This is a genomic window from Caldisericum sp. (assembly GCF_049967455.1).
GTDB lineage: Bacteria > Caldisericota > Caldisericia > Caldisericales > Caldisericaceae > Caldisericum > Caldisericum exile_A.
Genome location: NZ_JBMFSR010000080.1, coordinates 1 through 2778, shown reverse-complemented (window position 1 = coordinate 2778; position 2778 = coordinate 1). Strand labels below are relative to the sequence as shown.

The window sequence follows — 2778 nt, the reverse complement described above, 5'->3', positions numbered from 1 at the left end:
CCTGCAAACGACAAATACGAAAAGATTTACCTCACTCCCGATATGGACGTGAGGCTTTTGAGAGTGAAAACTATAATAAAGAACGTGTGAGGGGGGGGAAGAGATGGAGAATAAAAGGAAAGAAAGAAGAAGTAAGGGCTCGGGCTGCTGAGCGAGAAAAAAAGGAGGAGATATGAGCTGGAAAATACAAATTGAAGGAGACGAAATGTATCTTGAGGATTTGTATAATGCATTTAGCACTTTGCATTTTGACCCAAAAATTTACAAAGATGGTGAAAATTATTACCTCGAGGGCTCTGTTTTTGAGAATTTAAGCGACCCAAAAAAAGTTTCATCAAGTGTAAAAACATTTCTCACATTTCTACCTGTGGTTTTCAACTTTAAGACTGAAAGAGCGATTGAGTTGTTGAAAGTTGTTGCAATTTCTTACGAGGACGGAAAGTTCAAATATGTTTACGACTCGGAAGGGAATTTCTCATGCAGAGCGCCAGTTGGAGACATTGTTCTTGAAATTCAAAATGTGGTACATGATAGTGCCGTAGGATCTCTCGATTTGACACAAACCTCAAAAGATGGACAAATTTTAGGTGGGTTATCTACTATTGAAAGCATTATAAGCTATCTTAAAACACATAGCGACAGCGAATCTTTGAAAAATGTTGCGGAGTATTTGAAGCCTTCACTGGAAAACCTCTTAACCTTCTCTTTCAAATTTTCAGATGAAACCCCAACAAAAGACATAATAGAAGCAGAGTCTAAATATGGGAAAGACATCGAGCTTGCTAAATGGACTACAATCAGAAAAATATATGAAACAATAAGAGATGATAATTATTTTAGAAGTACAACTTACAGGACTGGACTTTCTTTTATAGAAGACATTATAGGCGAGGAAACAGCAGATAACCTCTACTTTACTGCATGTAATATTCAAATTCACTCTACAACCACAATCAAAGCAAAGAATTATAAGAAACCAAAAAGAATAATCGCAATTTTCGAAGCTGAAAAGTTAATCTCAACTCTTCTTTCTAAGTACATTGAGGAAAAAGCAAAAGAAATTGAATCTTCCTAGCTAATATGCTTGATTGAAGATTGTTCATGGTAGGATTTTTTAGAAAACATTGTCAATGTATAAAATATATAAAGGAGGCTGATACATGAAAAAAATTGCTTTAGTAACATTGACTCTTTGTTTCATCGCTGTATTAGGTTGCACCTCTGCTCCGAAGTACCCTTCAGGTGTTGATTTTGAGCAAATGGGATACTTTAAAGCAGCTCCAGGTGAAAAAGGAAATAAAGAGAGCGGAACCGTCAGAGTAATGACCTTCTATATAAGCAATTTTAAAGATGATTCTCAAGTTTGGGAAGATATAGAAAAGCACGCAAAAAGTCAAATGTGGTCTCAAGGTGGCGTGACAATTATTTTCTATTTTAATAACAAGCAGAACACACCAGGGGATATTATAACACTTGCTAAAAACTACGATACTGCTTTGAATTTTCCTGAATCTTACAACGAATATTGTGTTGCTGGATATTGGAAATACACAAATGGAAGAGACGAAATTATAAAATATCCTCTAAAATAGTGTTAAATATCCAAGAGGAATTATTATAATTGAGGATGGGAAAATTAACTATAGAGCTTTCTCTTATCCCAGTTGATGCAGGTGCAAAAGCAGAATCAAGAATAGCTTGGTTAAACATAAAGAATCACCATACAATTAGAATGGCGGAATGGAGCTTAACAACATTAGGAGCAAGAGTTAAACTCGAGATTAGCGTCGAATCCAATGTATACTTGAACAAGCTCTTGGCTTATCCGGCGTACATCTGTAGTTTCCTTTTTGGTATAGCTTTCTCTATTGCAAATCCCGACATCCTTTTTTCTCCGTTATTTTGGGACTCTTTGAGCTCGTCAGTCGATACAGGAGTTGATACTGAGCAGAAGCCTGTACCAAAAGCTTACAAGTCAGTAAAAATTGATTTCAAGAATATATTAGTCGAAGTTGACGAATCAAAAGTACTTGATGTATTAGGTAAGCTATTCGATTGGAAATATTCCATCCCAAAACCTCGAAACCTATTTGAAAAAAATATCAGAGAATCCCTTAATGATTATCAGTTAGCACTTATTTCTCCAAATATTTATCAAAGGTTTGAGTTTCTTTACCACGCCTTTGAAAAAGCAGTAAATGCCGATGGAAAAGATATCAAGGGTAAGCCTTTCGATCAAAAAGCATTTGCATTAATTGGGATTGCAGACTCTGAAATTGAAGAACTTCGCACGTTTCACGACAGAATAAAACATGCATTTCGGACATCTAATGATATTTTGACTATGGAAAGTAGAATTAGCAACTTTTCTGATTTGGCATTGAAACTTAAAAACGCAACTGATAGGGCAATTTTAAAAAGAATTTCTTCAACTTAAGGAGGAGCCATGAGAGCGGTAATTTACGCAAGGGTAAGCAGTGAGAAACAGGCTGACAACGGGACAAGCATTCCAGCGCAGATAAAGATATGTAAAGAATACCTCGCAAGAAGCGGTTATTCACTTTATAAAACCTATATTGACGAGGCAAAGTCTGCGCTTTCAACTGACAGGCCTGCTTTTCAGGATATGATTGAGGACGCAAAGAAAACTCCACCACCGTTTGACGCAATCCTTATTTATTCTTTCTCGAGATTCGCAAGAAACAGGCTTGACTCCATAACATACAAATTACTCCTCAGGAAAAAGGGAATAAAGGTCATTTCAGTAACTGAGCCTCT

The 2778-nt window shown here is 36.2% G+C and carries 4 protein-coding genes; all 4 read left to right on the top strand.

Annotated elements, in window-relative coordinates:
* The first annotated feature begins 172 nt into the window (after positions 1-172).
* Positions 173-1075, top strand: a complete 903-nt coding sequence (locus ACP5SP_RS07785; RefSeq protein ID WP_428076483.1) for a hypothetical protein — start codon at positions 173-175, stop codon at positions 1073-1075.
* An 85-nt stretch (positions 1076-1160) separates the two neighbouring features.
* Positions 1161-1592 (top strand): hypothetical protein, encoded by a 432-nt coding sequence (locus ACP5SP_RS07780; protein WP_428076481.1) that lies wholly within the window; start codon positions 1161-1163, stop codon positions 1590-1592.
* A 35-nt stretch (positions 1593-1627) separates the two neighbouring features.
* Positions 1628-2437 carry a hypothetical protein gene (locus tag ACP5SP_RS07775; RefSeq protein ID WP_428076479.1) on the top strand — a complete coding sequence of 270 codons (810 nt, stop codon included), beginning with the start codon at positions 1628-1630 and terminating at the stop codon, positions 2435-2437.
* 9 nt (positions 2438-2446) lie between these two features.
* On the top strand, positions 2447-2778 hold a 332-nt coding region (locus tag ACP5SP_RS07770), incomplete at its 3' end, for a recombinase family protein (RefSeq protein ID WP_428076477.1).

Coding starts and splice junctions, on each gene's coding strand:
- ACP5SP_RS07785 (WP_428076483.1), top strand. CDS start 173: ATGAGCTGGAAAATACAAATTGAAGGAGACGAAATGTATCTTGAGGAT.
- ACP5SP_RS07780 (WP_428076481.1), top strand. CDS start 1,161: ATGAAAAAAATTGCTTTAGTAACATTGACTCTTTGTTTCATCGCTGTA.
- ACP5SP_RS07775 (WP_428076479.1), top strand. CDS start 1,628: ATGGGAAAATTAACTATAGAGCTTTCTCTTATCCCAGTTGATGCAGGT.